This window comes from Microbacterium laevaniformans (assembly GCF_016907555.1).
GTDB classification, from domain to species: Bacteria; Actinomycetota; Actinomycetes; order Actinomycetales; family Microbacteriaceae; genus Microbacterium; species Microbacterium laevaniformans.
Genome location: NZ_JAFBCE010000001.1, coordinates 825,666 through 847,944, shown reverse-complemented (window position 1 = coordinate 847,944; position 22,279 = coordinate 825,666). Strand labels below are relative to the sequence as shown.

15 protein-coding genes and 3 rRNA genes are annotated in these 22,279 nt (G+C 65.1%); 3 read left to right on the top strand and 15 right to left on the bottom strand.

Annotated features, from left to right (window positions below; all coding sequences use genetic code 11):
• Position 1 precedes the first annotated feature (1 nt).
• From JOE53_RS03865 to JOE53_RS03795, 15 genes are all read right to left on the bottom strand, one after another.
• The gene (locus JOE53_RS03865) at positions 2–1,264 is read right to left on the bottom strand and encodes an aminotransferase class V-fold PLP-dependent enzyme (RefSeq protein ID WP_204946841.1); all 1,263 of its coding nucleotides are present in this window, start codon (positions 1,262–1,264) and stop codon (positions 2–4) included.
• 73 nt (positions 1,265–1,337) lie between these two features.
• Positions 1,338–1,976: a vitamin K epoxide reductase family protein gene (locus JOE53_RS03860; RefSeq protein WP_204946840.1), complete on the bottom strand. Its 639-nt coding sequence runs from the start codon at positions 1,974–1,976 to the stop codon at positions 1,338–1,340.
• A gap of 90 nt (positions 1,977–2,066) precedes the next feature.
• On the bottom strand, positions 2,067–2,993 hold the full coding sequence (gene xerD, locus JOE53_RS03855) for a site-specific tyrosine recombinase XerD (protein ID WP_005055177.1): 927 nt from the start codon (positions 2,991–2,993) through the stop codon (positions 2,067–2,069).
• A 37-nt stretch (positions 2,994–3,030) separates the two neighbouring features.
• Positions 3,031–3,696, bottom strand: coding sequence for an NUDIX domain-containing protein (locus tag JOE53_RS03850; protein ID WP_016465409.1), 666 nt, complete (start codon positions 3,694–3,696; stop codon positions 3,031–3,033).
• The gene (locus JOE53_RS03845) at positions 3,689–5,398 is read right to left on the bottom strand and encodes a CTP synthase (protein WP_204946839.1); all 1,710 of its coding nucleotides are present in this window, start codon (positions 5,396–5,398) and stop codon (positions 3,689–3,691) included. The genes JOE53_RS03850 and JOE53_RS03845 overlap by 8 nt, the downstream gene beginning before the upstream one ends.
• A gap of 6 nt (positions 5,399–5,404) precedes the next feature.
• The gene (gene recN / locus JOE53_RS03840) at positions 5,405–7,108 is read right to left on the bottom strand and encodes a DNA repair protein RecN (RefSeq protein ID WP_204946838.1); all 1,704 of its coding nucleotides are present in this window, start codon (positions 7,106–7,108) and stop codon (positions 5,405–5,407) included.
• On the bottom strand, positions 7,105–8,061 hold the full coding sequence (locus tag JOE53_RS03835) for an NAD kinase (protein ID WP_036285162.1): 957 nt from the start codon (positions 8,059–8,061) through the stop codon (positions 7,105–7,107). Before JOE53_RS03835 ends, recN begins: the two co-directional genes overlap by 4 nt.
• Entirely contained in the window at positions 8,058–8,894 is an 837-nt protein-coding gene (locus tag JOE53_RS03830; RefSeq protein ID WP_204946837.1) for a TlyA family RNA methyltransferase, read from the bottom strand. The genes JOE53_RS03835 and JOE53_RS03830 overlap by 4 nt, the downstream gene beginning before the upstream one ends.
• Positions 8,891–9,049 (bottom strand): hypothetical protein, encoded by a 159-nt coding sequence (locus JOE53_RS03825; RefSeq protein ID WP_005055189.1) that lies wholly within the window; start codon positions 9,047–9,049, stop codon positions 8,891–8,893. Before JOE53_RS03825 ends, JOE53_RS03830 begins: the two co-directional genes overlap by 4 nt.
• Positions 9,050–9,189: 140 nt before the next feature.
• A 5S ribosomal RNA gene (gene rrf, locus JOE53_RS03820) occupies positions 9,190–9,306 on the bottom strand.
• A 107-nt stretch (positions 9,307–9,413) separates the two neighbouring features.
• Positions 9,414–12,520: ribosomal RNA gene (locus JOE53_RS03815) — 23S ribosomal RNA — on the bottom strand.
• Positions 12,521–12,907: 387 nt separating this feature from the next.
• Positions 12,908–14,432, bottom strand: a 16S ribosomal RNA gene (locus tag JOE53_RS03810).
• Together the 16S, 23S and 5S rRNA genes form the textbook arrangement of a ribosomal RNA operon.
• A 752-nt stretch (positions 14,433–15,184) precedes the next feature.
• The gene (locus JOE53_RS03805) at positions 15,185–15,838 is read right to left on the bottom strand and encodes an HAD family hydrolase (protein WP_204946836.1); all 654 of its coding nucleotides are present in this window, start codon (positions 15,836–15,838) and stop codon (positions 15,185–15,187) included.
• Positions 15,835–16,605, bottom strand: a complete 771-nt coding sequence (locus JOE53_RS03800) for an ATP-binding cassette domain-containing protein (RefSeq protein ID WP_204946835.1) — start codon at positions 16,603–16,605, stop codon at positions 15,835–15,837. The genes JOE53_RS03805 and JOE53_RS03800 overlap by 4 nt, the downstream gene beginning before the upstream one ends.
• 2 nt (positions 16,606–16,607) lie before the next feature.
• On the bottom strand, positions 16,608–17,795 hold the full coding sequence (locus JOE53_RS03795; RefSeq protein WP_373876956.1) for an ROK family transcriptional regulator: 1,188 nt from the start codon (positions 17,793–17,795) through the stop codon (positions 16,608–16,610).
• 317 nt (positions 17,796–18,112) lie between these two features.
• On the opposite strand from JOE53_RS03795, the gene mmsA reads away from it, so the two are divergent.
• The 3 genes from mmsA (at position 18,113) to JOE53_RS03780 (ending at position 22,223) form a co-directional block, all read left to right on the top strand.
• A complete protein-coding gene (gene mmsA, locus JOE53_RS03790; protein WP_204946833.1) occupies positions 18,113–19,657 on the top strand; it encodes a multiple monosaccharide ABC transporter ATP-binding protein in 1,545 nt (514 codons plus the stop codon).
• A gap of 45 nt (positions 19,658–19,702) precedes the next feature.
• A complete protein-coding gene (locus JOE53_RS03785) occupies positions 19,703–21,022 on the top strand; it encodes a sugar ABC transporter permease (RefSeq protein WP_204946832.1) in 1,320 nt (439 codons plus the stop codon).
• A 100-nt stretch (positions 21,023–21,122) separates the two neighbouring features.
• Positions 21,123–22,223, top strand: a complete 1,101-nt coding sequence (locus JOE53_RS03780) for a substrate-binding domain-containing protein (RefSeq protein ID WP_204946831.1) — start codon at positions 21,123–21,125, stop codon at positions 22,221–22,223.
• The last annotated feature ends 56 nt before the right edge of the window (positions 22,224–22,279 follow it).

Here is a 22,279-nt window from a genome sequence, read left to right as displayed (position 1 = left end):
GTCACAGTCCCTTCATCATCGCGGTCATGACCTCGAGGGTGCGGTCGATGTCCGCGTCGGTGTTGTGGGCGCCCACGCTGAAGCGCACGAGCGGGCCGAGGCCGCGACGCTCCAGAATCCAGTAGTGCGCGCAGAACGCGCCGCTGCGGACGGCAATGCCGCCGCGCGCGAGGAAGGCGGCGAGCCGGTGCCCGTCGACGCGCTCGGGCAGCACCGAGATCACGGGCGACGCGTCACCGATCATCTGCAGGCGCGGGAGCGCGGCGAGCCCCGCGTGCAACCGGGCACCGAGCCGCGCCTCGTGGGCGGCGAGCGTCTCTCCCGCGCCGCTGCGGAAATCGCCGATCCACTCCAGGGCGGCGCCGAAGCCGATGATCTCCGCCCATGCCTGCAGACCCGGTTCGAGCCGGGTGTGCGGATCGGGCAGCAGTGCGAAGTCGTCGGCGGTCACGGCACTCACTTGGCCGCCGCCGACCATGACGGGCTCGAGCGAGAGCAGCAACTCACGGGTGGCGACGACGACGCCGAGCGACGGTCCGTACATCTTGTGTGCCGAGAAGCAGATCGCGTCGGCGTCAAGACCGCGCAGAGACTCCAGGGCGTGACCGGCCGCCTGCGCGGCGTCGACGATCACGATGCCGCCGACGCGGTGCACGCTGGTGATGAGTTCGCGGAGGTCCGGCGTCACCGCACCGATCACGTTGTCCATCGCCGACACGACCACGACCGCGTCGCGCATCGTCTCCGCATCGACGAGCACGCGTGCATCGTCGTCCCGCTCCACGACGACGCGAGGGATGCCGGCACGCCGCGCGGCCGCGATCGTCGAGAGGAACACCGCATTGTGCTCGGTGACGGTGGTGACGATGCGGGCGAAGCGCCCGGGCGCCAGCGCCGACAGGAGCAGGTTGAGTCCGTAGGTGGTGTTCAGCGTGAAGGCGCACGAGTAGCGGCGAGGTGACAGTTCCAGGGCGGCGAGCGTCCGTTCTCGCACCCGTGCCACCTCGGCATCCACCCGCCGCCCCGCGTCATAGCGCACACGCCCGCCGCAGGCGTAGAGGTGCAGGTAGTAGTCCTGGACGGCGTCGATCACCGGCTGGGGTCGCAGCGTCTGGCAGGCGGAGTCGAGGTAGACCTCGTCGCTGTCCAGATAGTCGAAACCCGGACGGCCCGCGGATCTCGCCTCGGCAACGCGGGTGACGGGCGCTTCCTCGGCGCGCCGACCGAAGAGCCCTCGTCGGGTCGGGCGGCGCGCGGCATCCATGCCGCCATTGTGGTCGGAACCCCCCTTCCCGCGGCGGCGCTCCGGCCGTGAAAGATCCGGGCGCCGCCGAGGCTCAGATGAGGCTGCCGATGACGTCCAGCCGCAGCTGGGCCGCCACCGCGATCACGAGGTAGTCCAGCACGACGACCAGAGGCAGCCACGACAGCACCACGGCGCCGATGCGCCGCGCGACGTCCGCGCCGCCCCAGACGCCGTCGGCGAGAGTCCAGCCCAGCACCGTCCAGAACAGCGGGATCGTCACGAGCCAGATCACCATGCACCAGGGGCAGAGCGACCCGTACTCGAAGACGCTGCGGTACGCGAGCACGTGCACGAACACGAACGCGCCCGCGACGAAGATCGCATACACCCGCCAGAACCAGGTGCGCAGCCCCGCGGGGGCGGCCAGTGCCGAGACGCCCGCATAGATGGGCCCGAAGAACAGCATGATGCCGATGATCGCGTTGCTGAATCCCAGCAGGTTGCCCCCCGGTGACAGCAGGTTCGGGCCGCACGTCACGATCGGGCTGATGCTGCAGCTGATGAGCGGCGTCCCGCCCGTCAACTGGCCGATGTACTCGAGGTACAGCAGGAACGCGACGATACCGCCGAGTGCTCCGGCGACGATCCACCAGATCGCCAGGCCCCGCCGCGGACGGTGGAGGCGAGGCGCCGCGGGAGCGGTCGCGAGGGGAGAAGGCGCAGCGGTCATGGCGCCATCGTCTCTCGCCGCGGGTCGCCGTGCGGTCTGGATGCGCCGGATTTATCCCGCCGACATGGCCCGATTGCGGCCGTGGGCGAGTCAGCGCGCCCGCGGGTGCGACGTGAGGTACACGTCACGCAGGGCGTCGACGGTCACGTGCGTGTAGATCTGCGTCGTCGCGACGGAGGCGTGACCGAGCAGCTCCTGTACGACGCGCACATCGGCCCCGCCCTGGAGGAGGTGCGTCGCGAACGAGTGCCGGAAGGTGTGCGGCGACACGTGCGCCTGCAGGCCGGCGCGTTCGGCCGCCGCCTGGATGATCAGCCACGCGCCCTGGCGCGACAGCGGCGCCCCGCGAGCGCCGAGGAACAGGCGCGGGCTCGCGTGCCCGCGACGTGAGAGCTCCGGGCGAGAACGGGCCAGATAGGCGTCGACGGCGGCGCGGGCGTACGAGCCGACCGGGACGATGCGCTCCTTCTGCCCCTTTCCGCGCACGCGCAGCAGTTCGGTGTCGCCCGCGATGTCGTCGACGTCGAGCTGCATCAGCTCCGAGACGCGCGCGCCGGTGGCGTAGAGCAGTTCGAGCAGAGCGCGGTCGCGAAGGCGGATCGCGTCGGTCTCGGTGGCGATGCCGGGCGCGGGGCCGGCGGCATCCAGAAGCGCCGCGATCTGATCGATCGTCAACGCCTTCGGAAGGCGTTGGGGCGTCTTCGGCGGGGTCAGACGATCGCTCGCGTCGGAGACCTCGATCCCCTCCCGCACCAGGAAGCGGTGCAAGCCGCGCACCGACGATTGCAACCGCGCCAGAGACGTCGCCGCCGGCGGCGGATCGGCGGCGGCGCGCTCGGCGGCGAACTGCGCGACGACAGCCGGGGTGATGTCGGATGTGTCCTCGACGCCGGCGGCGGCGAGCCACTCACCATAGCCTTCGAGATCGCGCCGGTACGCCGCGATCGTATGCTCCGAAAGGCCGCGCTCGATCGTGATGTGACGCAGGTACGCGTCGATCGCACGCTCGAGCTTCACCGCATCATCCGCTCCGACGCATGCTCACCGATGCCCGTCACCGCGCGTGGCCGGATCCGTCCTCGCCGATGCTCCGTGACCGCCGCGGCCAGGGTGCGTCGCCCGGAGCCAGCGTCGCCCAGTCCCGCGCGCGGGACGCGTGGGCGGCGAGCGCCCCGACGACCAGTGACGGATTCTGCACGCGGCGCGCGAGCACGGCGTCGACGACCTCGTCCAGCGGCACCCACCGCACCTCGATGTCGGCTTCTTCCGCCTCCCGGGCGAACGTCTCCTCCGCCGCACGCAGATCGCGTGCGAGGTAGATGCGGATGGTCTCGTCGCTGCCGCCGGGCGAGGTCATGAACTCCCCCAGCACGTGCCAGGATGCCGCGACAAGGTCCGCTTCTTCGGCCAGCTCGCGCTGAGCCGCCACGAGCGGCGACTCACCGCCGATGTCGAGCAGCCCCGCCGGGATCTCCCAGTCACGCAGCCGCACCGGGTGGCGGTACTGCTTGATGAGCAGCACCCGATCGTTCTCATCGAGCGCGAACACCGCCACCGCGCCGGAGTGATCCATGTACTCCCGGACGATGGACGCCCCGTTGTAGGCGACCTCGTCGCGACGGATGTTCCACACCCGTCCGACGAACGGCGTCTCGCTGCGGACGACCTCGACCTCGACCGCCTCGTCGGTCAGTGGCGCCGCCGCCGCCGGGTCAGTCACCCTCGACCTCGAAGAGCTCGCTCGAGCGGTGCCGGTCCAGTGCAGCCGCGATGAGCCCGCGGAACAGAGGGTTCGCTTCGGTCGGCCGCGAACGCAGCTCGGGGTGCGCCTGCGTGGCGATGTAGTACGGGTGCACGTCGCGCGGCAGCTCGACGTACTCGACGAGCCCGTGGTCGGGCGACAGACCCGAGAACCACATGCCGGCGTCGGCGATCTGATCGCGGTAACGGTTGTTGACCTCGTAGCGGTGGCGGTGACGCTCGCTGGCGCGCTCGGCGCCGTACACCTCGGCCGCCAGCGACCCCGCGGCCAGTTCGGCCTCGTAGAGCCCGAGCCGCATCGTGCCGCCCATGTCGCCGTGGTCGATGATGTCGACCTGCTCGGCCATCGTCGCGATCACCGGGTGCGTGGTGTCGGGATCGAACTCGCTGGAGGAGGCTCCCTCGATGCCGGCGACGTTGCGCGCGTACTCGATGACCATGCACTGCAGTCCCAGGCAGATGCCGAGGGTCGGGATGCCCTGCTCGCGGGCGAAGCGCAGGGCGCCGAGCTTGCCCTCGATGCCGCGGATGCCGAAGCCACCGGGAACGACGATGCCGTCGAGCGCGCCGAGCGCCTTCTCCGCGCCCTCCGGCGTCTCGCAGAGGTCGGAGGCGATCCACTGGACCTGCACCTTGGTCTCCTGCGCGAAACCACCGGCCTTGAGCGCCTCGGTGACCGACAGGTAGGCGTCGGGCAGGTCGATGTACTTGCCTACGAGACCGATCGTCACCTCGTGCTTGGGGTTGTGCACGGCGTTGAGGACCTTGCTCCAGCGCGTCCAGTCGACCTCGGCCGCCTTGGCGCCGAGACCGAGCGCATCGACGATGTAGCTGTCGAGGCCCTGCTCGTTGAGCATCGTGGGGATGTCGTAGATGGAGGGCACGTCGATCGCGTTGACCACGGCATCCTCGTCCACGTCGCACATCAGCGCGATCTTGCGCTTGTTCGACTCGGTGACGGGGCGGTCGCTGCGCAGCACGAGAGCGTCGGGCTGGATGCCGATCGAACGCAGGGCCGCCACGGAGTGCTGGGTGGGCTTGGTCTTCTGCTCGCCCGACGCGCCCATGAACGGCACGAGCGACACGTGCACGAAGAACACGTTCTTGCGTCCGAGCTCATGGCGGATCTGACGCGCCGACTCGATGAACGGCTGCGACTCGATGTCGCCGACGGTGCCGCCGATCTCGGTGATGATCACGTCGGGCTTGGGCGTCTCGTCGGCCTGCAGGCGCATGCGGCGCTTGATCTCGTCGGTGATGTGCGGGATGACCTGCACCGTGTCGCCGAGGTATTCGCCGCGGCGCTCGCGCGCGATCACCTGGGAGTAGATCTGCCCCGTGGTCACGTTGGCGGCCTGACTCAGCTCGATGTCGAGAAAGCGCTCGTAGTGCCCGATGTCGAGGTCGGTCTCCGCACCGTCGTCGGTGACGAACACCTCGCCGTGCTGGAACGGGTTCATCGTGCCCGGGTCGACGTTCAGGTACGGGTCGAGCTTCTGCATCACCACGCGCAGTCCGCGCGCCGTCAGCAGATTGCCCAGAGACGCGGCGGTCAGACCCTTCCCCAAAGACGAAACGACACCGCCCGTCACGAAGATGTGCTTGGTGGTGTCGCTTGAAGTCTTGCCCGCCGTCTTACCTGCTGAATGAGTGTCCGTCACGGGCTTTCATCCTATCAGTCCGGAGTGGCCGAGGCTCAGAAGCTCCCGGGCGTGCTCGAGTGCGGTCGTCGAATCGGCCAGCCCCGACAGCAGTCGCGCCATCTCGGCCTCACGGTCGGCGCCGGTGAGCGCGCGCACGCTCGAGGCGGTGACCGAGCCGTCGCCGGCTTTGACCACGCTGAGGTGGTTCGAGGCGAAGGCCGCCACCTGGGCGAGATGGGTGACGACGATCACCTGACTCGTCTCCGCGAGGCGTGCCAGGCGGCGCCCCACCTCGATCGCGGCGGCGCCGCCGATCCCGGCATCCACTTCGTCGAACACGAAGGTCGGCACGCCGCCGGTGCCCGCGATGACCACCTCGATCGCGAGCATGACGCGGCTGAGCTCGCCCCCGGACGCGCTCTTGGCGACCGGGCGGGGCTCGGCGCCCGGGTGCGGCGCCAGCAGAATCGTCACCTCGTCCCGACCGGATGCCGACGCCCCGCCCTCCTCGACGGCGACGACGACGCGCGCGTCGGGCAGCGCGAGCGCGTGCAGTTCCTCGGTGACGGCGGTCGCGAGCCGCTCCGCCGCCGCGCGACGAGCGGCCGTGAGCCGTTCGGCGGCCGTGTCCAGGACGGCCGCGGCGTCGCGCTCGTCGCCGCGCAGACGCGCGATGCGCTCTCCGTCGTCGTCGAGCTCGGCGAGACGGAACGCCCCCGAGCGAGCCAGCTCGAGCGCGGCTTCCAGGCTGCCGTGGGCACGCACGATGCTCGTCACGGCGGCCCGGCGCTCCTCAACCGCGGCGAGTTCGTGGGGGCCGGCATCGTCCAGATCCGCCAGGTACACGCTCAGCTCGGTGGCGAGATCAGCGACCCGATATGAGATGTCGTCGAGGATCGCTGCATGGGAGGCCAGCACGGTGTCGGCGCGGACCACCCTCTCCAGCGCGCGACGCGCCTCGGCGACGAGCAGTCCCACATCCGGGACGTCACCGCCGCCCGACAGCGCATCGTGGGCGATGGCGGCCGCCTGGCGCAGTTCCTCGACGTTCGACAGTCGTTCGGCACGTTGGGCGAGCTCGACGTCTTCGCCCGGCTGCGGATCGACCTGCTCAATCTCGGCAAGAGCAGCACGCAGTTGTTCGGCTTCGGCAGCGCGCGCCTCGGCGTTGCCGGTGATCTCCGCGATCTGGGCGGCGAGCTCACGCTGCGCGGCGTAGGCCCGCCGGTACTGCTCCAGGACGGGCCCGATCTCCGCGGCGCCGAAGCGGTCGAGCGCATCGCGCTGGGCTCCGCCCGAACGCAACCGGAGCTGATCGGACTGGCCGTGGACGACGACGAGCTGCTCGGCGAGATCGGCGAGCACGCCCGCGGGCGCGGCGCGACCGCCGACGCTCGCGCGGCTGCGTCCCTCCGCGGTGACCGTGCGGCCCAGGTACAGCTCGGCGCGCCCGTCACCGATCGGTTCGACCTCTCCCCCGGCATCCGCCACGCGGTCAGCCACGGCGCCCGACTCGGGGACCAGCCACACGCCCTCGACGGCCGCCTGGGCCGCGCCGGCGCGGACGACGCCCGAGTCGGCGCGCGCGCCGAGAAGGAGGCCGAGCCCGGTGACGACCATCGTCTTTCCGGCTCCGGTCTCTCCGGTGATGGCGGTGAAGCCGGGACCCATCGGAAGCGTCGCGTGAGCGATGACACCGAGGTCCCGAAGCGTCATCTGCTCGATCACGCGCGCCCCTCCGCGCCCATCGGCCGTGATGCTGAGGTCTCATCGGGACCGCGCCATCCGGTCACCGGCAGCTGGAACTTCCGCACCAGCCGGTCGGTGAACGGAGCCGGATGCAGGCGCGCAAGGCGCACGGGCTGCGAGGACTTGCGTACGACGACGCGAGCCCCGGGCGGCAGGTCGTGAGAGCGTCTGCCGTCGCACCACATGATTCCCGTGCCGTCCGTGCGCGCGAGCACCTCGATCGCAACAGTGGCTTCTGGTCCCACCACCAGCGGGCGCGCGAACAGCGCGTGAGCCGACAGCGGAACGACGGCGATCGCGTCGACGGTGGGCCAGATCACCGGGCCGCCGGCTGAGAAGTTGTAGGCGGTGGAGCCGGTCGGGGTGGCGATCACGACGCCGTCGCAACCGAAACTCGACAGCGGTCGGCGGTCGATCTCCATGACGACCTCCATCATCCGCTCCCGCGCCGCCTTCTCGACGGTGGCCTCGTTGAGGGCCCAGGTCTCGTAGATGACGTCTCCGCCCGCGTCCTTGACGCGCACGGAGAGCGTCATCCGCTCCTCGACCTGATAGTCGCAGGCGATGATGCGACGCATCGCATCGTCGATGTCGTCCGGATCGATCTCGGCAAGGAAGCCGACGTGCCCCATGTTGATGCCGAGGATCGGGGCGGCACCGTCGCGCACGAGCTCGGCGGCGCGCAGAATCGTGCCGTCGCCGCCCAACACCACCGCCAGCTCGATGTCGGTGACCGCGACGTCGGTCCCCAGGGCGGCGAGGGGGCCGAGATCCGACAGCGCATCCACCAGCTGCGGATCGTCCACCGCGAGCACCGGACGAGCATCGGCGGCGATGAGCGCGGCGATCACGCGCCGAGCCGCTGCCACCGTGTCGTCGCGGCGCGCGTGCGCCACGACGAGGATGGAGCGCGGCGTTGTCGGATCTGTCATACCGCTCCCGTCGCTTCGTCGATCGTCCTCAGCCATTCTGTCGGATTGCCATGGGAGGCCAGCGCGTCGCCATCATCCGGTGGACGCTGATCGCGCGGGCGCAGGTGGACGAGGTACTCGTGATTGCCGTGCGTGCCGGTGAGGGGCGAAGAGATGAATCCCGCCGTCGCCAGCCCCGCATCCCACGCAGCCCACAGCACCCCGGCCGCAGCGTCGGCGCGAGCCGCGGCATCCGTGACCAGGCCCTCACGCACACCGGTGCGCCCCACCTCGAACTGCGGCTTGATCAGCAGGATGATGTCGCTGTGCGCCGGCGCGACAGCCGCAATGGCCGGCATCACCAGCGTGAGCGAAATGAACGACAAGTCCGCAACGATCACATCGGGGTGGATGGGAAAGCCGGCCGCGTCGGACACCGACGCGGCCGTCATGTACCGGACATTGAACCCCTCCACGACGCAGACGCCCGCATCGCTTCGGATCAAGGGAGCCAACTGGTCGTGGCCGACGTCGACCGCGACGACCCGACTCGCTCCACGCTCGCGCAGTACCTGAGTGAACCCGCCCGTCGACGCCCCGAGGTCGAGCGCTTCGCGACCCGCGACCTCCACGTCGAAGGCGTCGAGGGCTGCCAGGAGCTTGTGTGCTGCCCGGCTCACGTAGTGATCGGCGCCGTCGACCACGAGCACAGCGTCATCCGACACCGGCATCGACGGCTTGAGCACGTAGACACCGTCGACGGTGACCAGACCCGCCTCGATGTCGCGGGCCGCCTGCGTGCGCGACCGGGACAGCCCGCGAGAGGCCAAGGCCGCGTCGAGTCGAGCCGTCACTGCGCGCCGTCGCGCGGACCGGACTCGAGCCGGCGCGCGAGATCGTCGTGCAACGCGACATAGGCGGCCGCACGTTCAGCGAGCGGCTGCTCCTCGATCACTTCGAGCGCGGACAGCAGATCCTCGCGGCGGGCGTGCGAGTCGTCGGCGTTCATGGACATACCCTCCACGATAGTCGCCGACGCCGACACGACCGCGGCGACAGCGAAGCCGCCGGCATCGTTCATGGCGATGCTTCGGGTCGTGTTAACGGGAAATGGCCACCCAGCGTTGGGTGGCCATTTCCTGAAAAGAAGTCCGGCGGTGTCCTACTCTCCCACAGGGTCCCCCCTGCAGTACCATCGGCGCTGTGAGGCTTAGCTTCCGGGTTCGGAATGTGACCGGGCGTTTCCCTCACGCTATGGCCGCCGAAACACTATTGATGTTTCATCAAGCACACAACGATCAAAAATGATGTTTGTGTGTGTTCTCGACCGTACATCGAGAACCACTCAGTGGACGCAAGCACCAAAACGGTGTGTTATCAAGTCATCGGCTTATTAGTACCGGTCAGCTTCACGTGTTGCCACGCTTCCACATCCGGCCTATCAACCCAGTAGTCTGGCTGGGAGCCTCTCACCCGAAGGTATGGAAATCTCATCTTGAGGCCGGCTTCCCGCTTAGATGCTTTCAGCGGTTATCCATCCCGAACGTAGCTAACCAGCGGTGCTCCTGGCGGAACAACTGGCACACCAGAGGTTCGTCCAACCCGGTCCTCTCGTACTAGGGTCAGATCCTCTCAAATTTCCTACGCGCGCAGCGGATAGGGACCGAACTGTCTCACGACGTTCTAAACCCAGCTCGCGTACCGCTTTAATGGGCGAACAGCCCAACCCTTGGGACCTACTCCAGCCCCAGGATGCGACGAGCCGACATCGAGGTGCCAAACCATGCCGTCGATATGGACTCTTGGGCAAGATCAGCCTGTTATCCCCGAGGTACCTTTTATCCGTTGAGCGACAGCGCTTCCACAAGCCACTGCCGGATCACTAGTCCCGACTTTCGTCCCTGCTCGACCTGTCAGTCTCACAGTCAAGCTCCCTTGTGCACTTACACTCGCCACCTGATTGCCAACCAGGTTGAGGGAACCTTTGGGCGCCTCCGTTACTTTTTGGGAGGCAACCGCCCCAGTTAAACTACCCACCAGGCACTGTCCCTGAACCGGATCACGGTTCGAAGTTAGATATCCAGAGTGACCAGAGTGGTATTTCAACAACGACTCCACGGTAACTAGCGTCACCGCTTCACAGTCTCCCACCTATCCTACACAAGCCACACCGAACACCAATACCAAGCTGTAGTAAAGGTCACGGGGTCTTTCCGTCCTGCTGCGCGTAACGAGCATCTTTACTCGTAGTGCAATTTCGCCGAGTTCGCGGTTGAGACAGTTGGGAAGTCGTTACGCCATTCGTGCAGGTCGGAACTTACCCGACAAGGAATTTCGCTACCTTAGGATGGTTATAGTTACCACCGCCGTTTACTGGGGCTTAAATTCTCAGCTTCGCCTTGCGGCTAACCGGTCCTCTTAACCTTCCAGCACCGGGCAGGCGTCAGTCCGTATACATCGTCTTGCGACTTGGCACGGACCTGTGTTTTTAATAAACAGTCGCTACCCACTAGTCTCTGCGGCCACCACACCCTTTTTGAGGCAAGCTCATATAAGCGGATGGCCCCCCTTCTCCCGAAGTTACGGGGGCATTTTGCCGAGTTCCTTAACCACGATTCTCTCGATCTCCTTGGTATTCTCTACCTGACCACCTGAGTCGGTTTGGGGTACGGGCAGCTAGAACCTCGCGTCGATGCTTTTCTTGGCAGCATAGGATCACCCACTTTTTATCCGCATCGTGTCTCAGCCGTAACGAGTCACGGATTTGCCTATGACTCGGCCTACGCACTTGCACCAGGACAACCATCGCCTGGCTTGGGCTACCTTCCTGCGTCACACCTGTTAATACGCTAACCGCACCAGCATGGGGTCGTGCGCTAGCCCTGAAGCTCTCACCCCGAAGGGATCGATACGACAGGATTCGGGCACTTAGCACCACTGGATTAGCTTGGGCGGTTCTTCGCCGGTACGGGAATATCAACCCGTTGTCCATCGACTACGCCTGTCGGCCTCGCCTTAGGTCCCGACTTACCCAGGGAAGATTAGCTTGACCCTGGAACCCTTGGTCTTTCGGAGGACGTGTTTCTCACACGTCTTTCGCTACTCATGCCTGCATTCTCACTCGTGTAGCCTCCACGGCTGGTTCACACCGCCGCTTCGCTGGCCACACGACGCTCTCCTACCCATCAACACGGCTGGACCACGAAGGCCTACCAAAAATGTCAATGCCACAACTTCGGTGGCGTGCTTGAGCCCCGTTACATTGTCGGCGCGGAATCACTTGACCAGTGAGCTATTACGCACTCTTTCAAGGGTGGCTGCTTCTAAGCCAACCTCCTGGTTGTCAAGGCAACTCCACATCCTTTCCCACTTAGCACGCGCTTTGGGACCTTAGTTGGTGGTCTGGGTTGTTTCCCTCTCGACTATGAAGCTTATCCCCCACAGTCTCACTGCTGCGCTCTCACTTACCGGCATTCGGAGTTTGGCTGACGTCAGTAACCTTGTAGGGCCCATCGGCCATCCAGTAGCTCTACCTCCGGCAAGAAACACGCAACGCTGCACCTAAATGCATTTCGGAGAGAACCAGCTATCACGAAGTTTGATTGGCCTTTCACCCCTATCCACAGCTCATCCCCTCAGTTTTCAACCTAAGTGGGTTCGGCCCTCCACGACGTCTTACCGTCGCTTCAGCCTGGCCATGGATAGATCACTTCGCTTCGGGTCTAGGACACGCGACTGAATCGCCCTATTCAGACTCGCTTTCGCTACGGCTACCCCACACGGGTTAACCTCGCCACGTATCGCTAACTCGCAGGCTCATTCTTCAAAAGGCACGCTGTCACCCCTACTAAGGAGGCTCCAACGGTTTGTAAGCAAACGGTTTCAGGTACTATTTCACTCCCCTCCCGGGGTACTTTTCACCTTTCCCTCACGGTACTTGTCCGCTATCGGTCATCTGGGAGTATTTAGGCTTATCAGATGGTCCTGACAGATTCACACGGGATTTCTCGGGCCCCGTGCTACTTGGGATACTCTTCGCGCCAAGAGAAGCATTTCGACTACGGGGTTGGCACCCTCTATGACCCGCCTTTCAATGCGGTTCGTCTATACCTTCTTGTAACGCCGACACATCGGCAGACATGTCTGAAAAGTCCCACAACCCCCAACGTGCAACGCCTGCCGGCTATCACACACGCTAGGTTTAGCCTGTTCCGGTTTCGCTCGCCACTACTAACGGAATCGCGGTTGCTTTCTCTTCCTGTGGGTACTGAGATGTTTCACTTCCCCACGTTCCCTCTACCCGCCCTATATATTCAGGCGGGAGTCACCAGGTACGCACGCGCCCTGGCGGGGTTTCCCCATTCGGACACCCTCGGATCAAAACTTGCTTATCAGTTCCCCGAGGCTTATCGCAGATTGCTACGTCCTTCTTCGGCTCCAGATGCCAAGGCATCCACCGTTTGCTCTTAAAGACTTGAAATCACATGAGTTCGAATCGTCAATCAAAATTGACTAATGATCTTTAAGATCATCTTCACGAGATGAAAAATCATCTCGAAGATGCTCGCGTCCACTGTGTAGTTCTCAAAGTACGGGCGGTACCCTCCCCGCACCAGCACCAGCCGGCAACAGAAAGAGTCCTGAGGTTCGTCTGCTCCCCATCCGAAGATGAAAGCGCATCCGGTCCCTCAGGACCCAACAGCGTGCATGTGCCGACGCAATCACCCCCAGCTTTCCCAACCCGAAGGCCGTACTCACCAGAAACTCAATCCCCGACACCCCATCAAATGTTCCACCCATGAGCTCCCTGCAGAGACATTCGCTCTGATCAGGGCTCTGTCACTCCGAAGAGCGCAGTGCTCCTTAGAAAGGAGGTGATCCAGCCGCACCTTCCGGTACGGCTACCTTGTTACGACTTAGTCCTAATTACCGATCCCACCTTCGACGGCTCCCTCCACAAGGGTTGGGCCACCGGCTTCAGGTGTTACCGACTTTCATGACTTGACGGGCGGTGTGTACAAGACCCGGGAACGTATTCACCGCAGCGTTGCTGATCTGCGATTACTAGCGACTCCGACTTCATGAGGTCGAGTTGCAGACCTCAATCCGAACTGGGACCGGCTTTTTGGGATTCGCTCCACCTCACGGTATTGCAGCCCTTTGTACCGGCCATTGTAGCATGCGTGAAGCCCAAGACATAAGGGGCATGATGATTTGACGTCATCCCCACCTTCCTCCGAGTTGACCCCGGCAGTATCCCATGAGTTCCCACCATTACGTGCTGGCAACATAGAACGAGGGTTGCGCTCGTTGCGGGACTTAACCCAACATCTCACGACACGAGCTGACGACAACCATGCACCACCTGTTTACGAGTGTCCAAAGAGTTCTACATTTCTGCAGCGTTCTCGTATATGTCAAGCCTTGGTAAGGTTCTTCGCGTTGCATCGAATTAATCCGCATGCTCCGCCGCTTGTGCGGGTCCCCGTCAATTCCTTTGAGTTTTAGCCTTGCGGCCGTACTCCCCAGGCGGGGAACTTAATGCGTTAGCTGCGTCACGGAATCCGTGGAATGGACCCCACAACTAGTTCCCAACGTTTACGGGGTGGACTACCAGGGTATCTAAGCCTGTTTGCTCCCCACCCTTTCGCTCCTCAGCGTCAGTTACGGCCCAGAGATCTGCCTTCGCCATCGGTGTTCCTCCTGATATCTGCGCATTCCACCGCTACACCAGGAATTCCAATCTCCCCTACCGCACTCTAGTCTGCCCGTACCCACTGCAGACCCGAAGTTGAGCCTCGGGATTTCACAGCAGACGCGACAAACCGCCTACGAGCTCTTTACGCCCAATAATTCCGGATAACGCTTGCGCCCTACGTATTACCGCGGCTGCTGGCACGTAGTTAGCCGGCGCTTTTTCTGCAGGTACCGTCACTTTCGCTTCTTCCCTGCTAAAAGAGGTTTACAACCCGAAGGCCGTCATCCCTCACGCGGCGTTGCTGCATCAGGCTTGCGCCCATTGTGCAATATTCCCCACTGCTGCCTCCCGTAGGAGTCTGGGCCGTGTCTCAGTCCCAGTGTGGCCGGTCACCCTCTCAGGCCGGCTACCCGTCGACGCCTTGGTGAGCCATTACCTCACCAACAAGCTGATAGGCCGCGAGCTCATCCCTGACCAAAAAATCTTTCCAACCGTTGAAGATGCCTCCACGGTTCGTATCCAGTATTAGACGCCGTTTCCAGCGCTTATCCCAGAGTCAAGGGCAGATTGCTCACGTGTTACTCACCCGTTCGCCACTGATCCAGCAGAGCAAGCTCCGCTTTCACCGTTCGACTTGCATGTGTTAAGCACGCCGCCAGCGTTCATCCTGAGCCAGGATCAAACTCTCCGTAAAGAAATGTTGCTGCGATCAGCCGGAAATTGACTGAAGCAGCGAGTTTGATCTGACCAAAGGGATGTCATTACTGACTTCCGTTGCCGGCACCGGAGTGCCGGACTTTGATCCAAAGGAATCTCATTCAACCGAGGTTGAATCGAGGTTTTTTGGCATTTGACAAGTGCACGCTGTTGAGTTCTCAAGGATCGGATGCTCCTGCCGTTCAGGCTCTCGGCCTCCCCCGCAGGGCAACTTCTCTATCTTATACTTCGTGTTTCGCTTGTCAAATCGGCGTTTCTGACGAAGTCAGGACACGATGACGCGCATCTCACGAAGCTAGATCGGCTCCCCGTCGTTTCGGCTTCAAGCCAGCCCGGCGGGCAACTTCTCTATCTTATCCCTTCTCGCTCTGCCTGTCAAATCGGCCGCTGTGACTGTTTCTGTCGTCTCCAGCAGCACTCATTCACGGCGGTGAGGAGTGGGATCCCATCCTAGACCAGAAGGTCTTGTTCTCTCTACGAGAGGTTTGGGATGGGGTGGTTCTCCGCTTGAGGGGGCGAGGCCTTCCGGCCCTTCGCTCTTCCCTGTGGGGCGAACAAGTAATAAGTTACGTGGGTTCCGACGATCCGGCAAATCGGGCTCGCATCCCGGGCGTGTCGCGCCGGGCGCCGACCCGCGACACGCCGTGACTTCCCCGGTCAACACCGAATTCCGTGACTCGCCGTCGTCGGTCGGCGCCGGACGCGATTGGAGACGGCACGGGGGCCGCATCACGACCCGAGTGACAGATCGGCCAGCCGCAGCTGGGTCAGGGAGTCAACGATTCGCAGCCCGGGCTGGGGTCTCACGGGCAGAGCCGTCTCCACGGCGATGACGCACGCGCCCACTGCCCGCCCGGCAGCGATCCCCGAAGGAGAGTCCTCGAGCACGACCGTATCGCGGGGGTGTACGCCCAGGTCCGCGGCCGCCTGTCGGTAGGGCGCCGGATCGGGCTTGGGCTGCGAGACGTCGTCCCCCGAGACGACGACGGCGAACACGCCCGCCGCCCGGGCGACGGCCGAGGCGACCTCGATCGGCGACGACGTCACAAGCGCCTGCGGAATGCCCGCCGCCGCGACCTCCGTCGCCAGCTCGATCGCCCCGCGATGCCATGGCGCGACTCCGCCTGCCGCTGCGTGGTCGATTCGACTGGCCACCTCCTGCGCCATGACACGCACGATTCGTTCCGGGGGCAGGGCAACGCCGCGCTCATGCAGACGGCGTGCCGTGTTGATCAACGGCGTGCCGACGACAGCGAGCGCATCCTCATGGGTCCACTGAGCGCGGTATCGCTGAGCGAGCCGCAGCTCGGCTTCCAGCCACAACGGCTCTGTGTCGGTAAGGGTCCCGTCCATGTCCCACATCACGGCGGTCGGCATCGTCATGCGCGGGACCCCCCCTGGGCAGGGCGCCACTGGCTCGCGCCGGTGATGGCGGCGATCACATCCTCGTACCGGGTGGTTCGCGCGTCGAACGCGCCGTTGTTGCGGCCGTGTCGGAGCACTTCGATACGGTCGGCGACAGCGCGCACATCGCTGATGCTGTGGCTGATCAGGATCACGCCGACTCCCAGTTCGCGCAGGTGCTCAATGTAGCTCAGCACCTGTGCCGTCTGCGCGATCGACAGCGACGCCGTGGGTTCATCCAGAACGACCAGTCGCGGCGAGCCGACGAGCGTGCGTGCGATCGCCACGCACTGGCGTTGCCCCGCGGACAGCTCGGAGACCGGGGCGTGCAACAGCGGGATGCCGCCACCGAGCTGGTCGAGGTAGATGCGCGCGAGATGATCCATCCTGTCGTTGTCCATCAGACCGCCACGAATCACTTCATGCCCGAGGAAGATGTTCGCCACGACGTCGAGGTTCTCGGCCAGCGCAAGCTCTTGGAACACGGCGGCGACGCCATGCCGGAACGCACTGGACGGGCTCGCCAGCTCGGTGACGACGCCGTCCAGGCGGATCGTGCCCTCGTCGGGCACGTACACGCCCGACACGATTCTCGCCAGCGTCGACTTTCCTGCGGCATTGTCCCCCACCAGTGCCACCACCTCGCGACGGTGCACCACGAGATCGGCGTCCACGAGCGCCTCCACCGCACGGAACCGCTTCGTGACCCCCGTGAGCTCAAGCACGGGCGCATCATCACGAGCCATGTCTACTCCTTCCCCCCGAGAACAAGACCCGTCGATCGCGCGTGGTCGAACGCGAGCGCGACCAGGCCCCGTACTTCTGCCTGCAGGCCGAGCTCCCCGCGCACCACGTCGACGCCGTCATCCCCGGTCAGCGGCACGCGACGAGTGACCGCGTCGCGCAGCGGCGCGAGCAGGAGTTCCCCGGTCTCGGCCAGTTCACCGCCCACGACGACACGTTGCGGATCGAGTGCGAGCGCGAGACCGGCGACGACCGCACCGATGGCGGCTCCCGCGTCCGCGATCACTTGGCGGCACCCGGGATCGCCTTCGACGGCCAGCCTTATGAGGTCGCGCAGGGTGATCCCGCCGCGAGACATGCGCAGCAGACCGGTCAGCGCCTTGGCTCCAACCACCGTGTTCAGGCACCCGCGACTCCCGCACGGGCAGATTGCGCCCGAGGGGTCGACCTCCACGTGTCCGATCTCTGCGACGATGCCCCGCCGACCGCGGTGCGCCTGTCCGTTCACCACGAGTCCGGCGCCCACCAGGTACGAGGCGCGAACGAACGCGACGTCGGAGTAGCCGCGACCCGCACCGAAGCGACTCTCCCCGATCACGCCGGCCGTGGCATCCTTCTCGACGACGACCGGGACTCCGAGCCGGCGCGCGAGGACATCACGTACGTCGACGTCATCCCATCCGTCCAACACCCAGCGCGCCCTGATGACTCCGGCGCGGGGGTCGACCGCGGCCGGAAGTGCCACGCCCGCGCCGACGACCTCTGACAGCTCTGCCCCGAGCGCCTCCACGAGGTCGACGACCAGCAGGGCCGCGCGGTCGAGAGTCGTGTCCACGCGATGGTCGGGGGGAAGTGGCAGCACTCGTTCGGACAGGGCGTCATGACCGCTGTCACCGACGAGCACGCGCAGCGACCGCTGGCCGATGTGGATGCCGACGGCGAGTCCGGTACGTTGCGCGAGAGTGACGAGCTGCGCGCGCCGACCGGTTCGGACGGTGGTGCGGGTGTCCACCACCCCTTGACTGAGCAGGAGTTTGACGATCGTGGACACCGTCGCCTGCGACAGCCCGGTCGTCGCGGCGATCTCCACCTGAGTGAGGGCACCGTGGCGCCGGATCGCTTCGACGATGCGCTGGCTGTTGGCCTCACGCAACGCCGACTGCGACCCGAACCGGGGCGTCGACGTCCTCACACCCGGCATCGTAGCCTGGCGGTGGCGCGCAGGGTTCAACTCTCGAATCGAATCGCACAGATGAGTTCATCTCTTGAAGACATACTCCGTCAGCGAGGCGGGTACGACGCGACGACGGGCACCGACTGCCGGTGATCCCGCTGTCAGACGCCGGAAATGTCGCATCCTCGCGAGCGGTTGGCGGTCTTGGCATCGAGTCTCGAAGGTAACAGTTTGATATCGCCTACGAAACTCGATTGCGCAAGCGGCCTCGCGACTCTACCTTCGGGACTGTCAACAGCGACGAACAAGATCGACACAAGGACGTTGAGATTCTCATGGCAGACAACTCGGTCATCCTCGAGATGCGCCACATCGTGAAGGAGTTCCCGGGCGTACGGGCGCTCGACGACGTGACGATGGCTGTGCGCAGAGGCGAGATCCATTCGATCTGCGGCGAAAACGGCGCGGGCAAGTCGACGCTGATGAAGGTGCTCTCGGGTGTCTACCCCCACGGTACCTACGAAGGCGAGATCCTCCTCGACGGCGAGGAGATGCAGTTCCACGACATCAAGGCATCCGAACGCTCCGGCATCGTCATCATCCATCAGGAACTCGCTCTCATCCCCGAGCTCTCCGTGACGGAGAACATCTTCCTCGGTAACGAGATCGTCCGTCGCGGTGTCATCGACTGGGACGGGGCTCGGCTCCGCGCGCTCGAGCTCATGGCGCGCGTCGGGCTCGAGACGGATCCGAACACCCCGATCAAGAGCCTCGGTGTGGGCCAGCAGCAGCTCGTCGAGATCGCCCGTGCGCTGTCCAAGAACGTTCGACTCCTCATCCTCGACGAGCCGACCTCAGCGCTCAACGAAGAGGACTCGGCGAACCTGCTGGAGCTGATGAGGGGCCTGCGCGCCCGCGGCATCGCGCAGATCATGATCTCGCACAAGCTCAACGAGATCGCCGCGGTCTCGGACTCGGTCACCGTGATCCGCGACGGCCGCACGGTCGAGACGTACGACGTCGAGGCGGGCCATGTCGACGAGGACCGCATCATCCGCGCGATGGTCGGGCGTTCTCTCGACCACCGCTATCCCGACCACACACCGCAGATCGGCGAGGTGCTGTTCGAGGTGCGCGACTGGGTCGTCGAACACCCTCAGCTGCCCGGTCGACTGATCTGCAAGAACTCCAGCTTCACCGTCCGCCGCGGCGAGATCGTCGGCTTCGCGGGCCTGATGGGCGCGGGACGTACGGAGCTCGCTCGCTCGCTGTTCGGTCGCTCGTACGGTCACTACCGCTCGGGCGAGATGTTCCTCGGCGGCAAGGAAATCCACCCCACCACGGTGCACCAGGCGATCGAGGAGGGTCTGGCGTACGTCCCCGAAGACCGGAAGAGCCTCGGGCTGAACCTGCTCGACACGATCAAATCGACGATCGTGTCGGCCAACCTCGGCGCCATCGTGCGTCGTGGCCTCATCAACTCCGACGATGAGTTCCGCATCGCCAGCGACTACCGCCACTCGCTGCGGATCAAGGCGCCTTCGGTGGACGTCGGCGTCTCGACGCTGTCAGGCGGAAACCAGCAGAAGGTCGTGCTCGCCAAGTGGATGTACCCCGACCCCGACGTGCTGATCCTCGACGAGCCGACGCGAGGCATCGACGTCGGCGCGAAGTACGAGATCTACAAGCTCATCCAGCGGCTGGCCGACGCGGGCAAGGCCGTGATCGTCATCTCTTCCGAGCTGCCGGAGCTGCTCGGCATCAGTGACCGGATCTACACGATCTGCGAGGGCCGGATCACCGGCGAGCTCCCCCGCGAGGAAGCCGACCAGGAGTCCCTCATGCGCCTCATGACCACCACGTCGGCCGATGCCGCGTAACACCACCAACAATCGACTCCGCAACACAGACGAAGGACAAGGACGATGAAGTCACTCAAGCAGGTGCTGGGCGGCGACCTCCGCCAGTACACGATGGTCTTCGCATTGATCGCGCTGCTACTCGCGTTCAATGTCTGGTCGGGAGGACGGATGCTCACCTCCTCCAACTTCCAGAACCTGCTCTCCGGAAACGCCTACGTGCTCATCCTCGCGATCGGCATGGTGATGGTGATCGTCATCGGCCAGATCGACCTCTCCGTCGGCTCCGTGGCCGGCGTCGTCGGGATGAGCGCAGCACTGTCGGCGCGAGATCTCGGCTTCACCTGGTGGATGGCGATGCTGGCCGGACTTCTCATCGGCGCGGTGATCGGCGCCTGGCAGGGCTTCTGGCTCGCCAAGCTCGGCATTCCCGGATTCATCACGACCCTCGCGGGAATGATGATCTTCCGCGGCGCCGTGATCTGGATGAGCGACTCCATCAGCGTGCCCGTGCCCGACGAGTTCCGGTACTTCGGTGCCGGCTACCTGCCCGAGTGGGGGCCGGCCTTCACCGGCATGAACAACTCGACCCTCCTGCTCGGAATCATCGCCATCCTGTTCTTCGGCTGGTCCGAGCTGCGCCGCCGCCGCGCCCTGGCCCGCTCCGGCGCCGAAGCGCCGCCCGTGTGGGTGAGCGTGACGCGCTTCGGCCTGATCGCGGTCGTCCTCGGCTACCTCACGTGGATCTTCGGGTCGGGCCGACCCGGCACGTCCTTCCCGGTTCCCGGCCTGATCCTCGTCGTGCTGATCATCGTCTACCACACCATCACCCAGCGCACGGTGTTCGGCCGCCACATCTACGCCGTGGGGGGCAACAAAGCCGCCGCCGCACTGTCCGGGGTAAACACGCAGCGCACCTACTTCCTCGTGATGATGAACATGTCGATCCTGGCTGCCCTCGCTGGCCTGCTGTTCGTCGGTCGTTCCACCTCGGCGGGCCCATCCGACGGCACCATGTGGGAGCTCGACGCCATCGCGGCCGTCTTCATCGGCGGCGCGGCCGTCTCCGGTGGCATCGGAACCGTCATCGGCTCGATGGTCGGAGGCCTCGTCATGGCGGTGCTCAACTCGGGACTCATGCTCATGGGGGTCGGCGCCGACAAGACCCAGATCATCAAGGGACTCGTCCTGCTGGCGGCGGTCGCCTTCGACGTCTACAACAAGCAGCAGGGCCGGCCGTCCATCACCGGACGCCTCTTCGCCAGCAAGCAGCCGGGGTCGGTCGGCGGCACGTCGGCCCCCGAGACCCCCGTCGCCGTGTCCGCCGGACTGCGCGACGACCCCTCAGCCCCGAAGGAGACCGAGGACGCCTCGCGTCGCTCCTGACCCCACCCGTACGCGGCCGGAACCGAGCCCTCGCAGCGGAGGGCATGGTCGAGTGCGCGCACGAACCCGCAGTAACCACCACCACAGTAAGGAAAACACTATGAAGCTCAAGAGAACGAAGCTCGGCACCGCGGCCGCGCTTCTCGCCGTGGGTGCTCTCGCCCTGAGCGCGTGCAGCGGCAGCACCCGTGGCGAGGCGGACCCGTCCGAGAGCGCCGGCGCCGGGTTCGCGGCCGACGCGACGATCGGTGTGTCCCTGCCCTGGCTCGGCACACAGAACTGGAAGGAGGCGGAGACCCTCTTCACCAAGGACTTGAAGGATGCCGGGTTCAACCCGCTCGTGCAGGCCGCCGACAACAAGGTTCCGCAGCAGCAGCAGCAGATCGAGGCCATGATCGAGCAAGGCGCGAAGGTCATCGTCGTCGGCCCCGTCGACGGCACCCAGCTGGGCACCGTGCTCGAGACCGCACACGACGCGGGCGTCACCGTCATCGGTTACGACCGCCTGATCGAGAACACCGCTGCGGTCGACGCCGTCGTGCAGTTCGGCAGCATCCGTACCGGCGAACTGCAGGGCCAGTCGCTGCTGGACGGTCTCGCCGAGCGCAAGGGAGCCGGCCCATACAACATCGAGCTGTTCGGCGGCGGTCCCGCCGACCCGAACGCGCCGAACTTCTTCAAGGGTGCGATGTCGGTCCTGCAGCCGAAGATCGATGACGGCACGCTCGTCGTGGTCTCCGGTCAGACCGACTTCACGCAGGCCGCCACGCAGGACTGGGACAACGCCAAGGCCCAGTCGCGCATGGATTCGCTGCTGTCCGGCTTCTACAGCGACAAGAAGATCGACGGCGTCCTGTCGCCCAACGACGGTATCGCCCGTGCGATCCTGACCGCGTCGGAGCAGGCCGGCCAGGAGCTGCCCGTGGTGACAGGTCTGGACGCCGAGAACGAGTCGGTCGTGTCCATCTGGGAAGGCAAGCAGTACTCCACCGTGGCCAAGCCCACAGAGGAGCTGGTCGGAAAGACGATCGATCTGATCAAGGACCTGCAGTCCGGCAAGGGTCTGCCCACGCCCGACGAGACGGCAGACAACGGCAAGAAGGATGTCGACGTCTACCTGCTCGACCCGGTCGTGGTCACGAAGGCCAACGCCAAGGAGGTCTTCGCAAACGACCCCGCGCGGCTTGCGCTGCTCAAGTAGTCGCATCGTTCGAACAGTGGCCGACAGGAGCTCTCCTGTCGGCCACTGCGTCGTTC